Source organism: Streptococcus ovuberis, from assembly GCF_012396585.1.
GTDB lineage: Bacteria > Bacillota > Bacilli > Lactobacillales > Streptococcaceae > Streptococcus > Streptococcus ovuberis.
Genome location: NZ_JAAXPR010000048.1, coordinates 1 through 1,244, shown reverse-complemented (window position 1 = coordinate 1,244; position 1,244 = coordinate 1). Strand labels below are relative to the sequence as shown.

The window sequence follows — 1,244 nt, the reverse complement described above, 5'->3', positions numbered from 1 at the left end:
GTAAAAAATGTAATCTGTAATAGCTTGTTCAAGTTCATCTAGTGATTGATATAACCTTTCAAATCCGTAGAACATCTCAGATTTAAGAATGCCAAAAAATGATTCCATCATACCATTGTCTGGGCTATTCCCTTTTCTAGACATAGAGGGCTGAATTCCCTTAGAATCAAGGAAACAATGATAACTATCATGTTGATATTGCCAGCCTTGATCACTGTGAAGGATAGTGGCTTTATAAGACTCATCTGGAAATGCTTTTTCAAGCATAGTCTGAACCTGCTTCAAGTTCGGTGAACGTGACAAGGTAAAGGCAATGATTTCACTATTGTAGCCGTCAAGCACAGGTGACAAATAGAGTTTCCCCTCAGCGTTCGGTAAAGTAAATTCCGTCACATCCGTATAACACTTCTCGTACGGTTTAGAGCCCTTAAATTGACGTTGAATCAGGTTATCAGCTTTCTTACCAACTTCACCCATGTAAGAGGAGTATTTACGTTTTCTACGAATACGAGCCGCTAAGCCCATCACTTTCATCAAACGTTGGACCTTCTTGTGGTTAATCATAAATCCACGATTTCGTAATTCTAAGTGAATACGACGATAACCATAATTCCCGTTATGTTCGTCATAAATGGACTTGATTTCAGCTTTGAGTGCCTTATCCTTCTCCCCTTTATTCAATTGTTTTAATTGATAGTAGTCAGTTGAACGACTTAAGTCTAAGATTTCGAGTAACATCGCTAAAGGGAACTCGTTGATTAACTCTTGAACGATTGTTGTTGCTCTTTGAGCTTTGCTTCGTCCTTCAATTGGTATTCTCGCAACTTTTTTAGCACAGCATTCTCCGCTCTAAGATAGTCCAATTCTCTTTGAAGACGCTCTAATTCTGTCATCTCTTCTGGTTTCTTTTTCGGTTTACGTCCCATTTTTGATGGTCTCCCTCGTTGTTTCTCAACAATAGTATAACCGTTTTTCTTGTATTGTGCTATCCAGTTCGGAAGCATTCCTCGATTAGGGAGTCCATAATCGAGAGAAATTGATAATTGAGAATACCCTTCAAGAAGAACCTTATCGATAATTTCTTGCTTTAATTCAGGAGAATAGTATCTATTTTTACTTTTCTTAACAATCTCTACGCCATATCGATCCATGAGTCTAACCATATATTTTATATTAGAGATATTAACATCATATAGTTTTCCAATCTTTGTCCATGTCATCCCTTGTTTTTTCAAATGATAAAT

At 37.1% G+C, this 1,244-nt stretch carries 1 protein-coding gene; it reads right to left on the bottom strand.

All coding sequences use genetic code 11. The features are described from left to right. Positions 1–1,244, bottom strand: a protein-coding gene (locus HF992_RS11785) for an IS3 family transposase (RefSeq protein ID WP_210729476.1) whose coding sequence is annotated in 2 segments (ribosomal slippage) — positions 1–821 and positions 821–1,244 — 1,245 coding nt annotated over the 2 segments. Because the reading frame shifts where the segments join, the coding sequence is not laid out codon by codon here. This gene is flagged as partial in the annotation.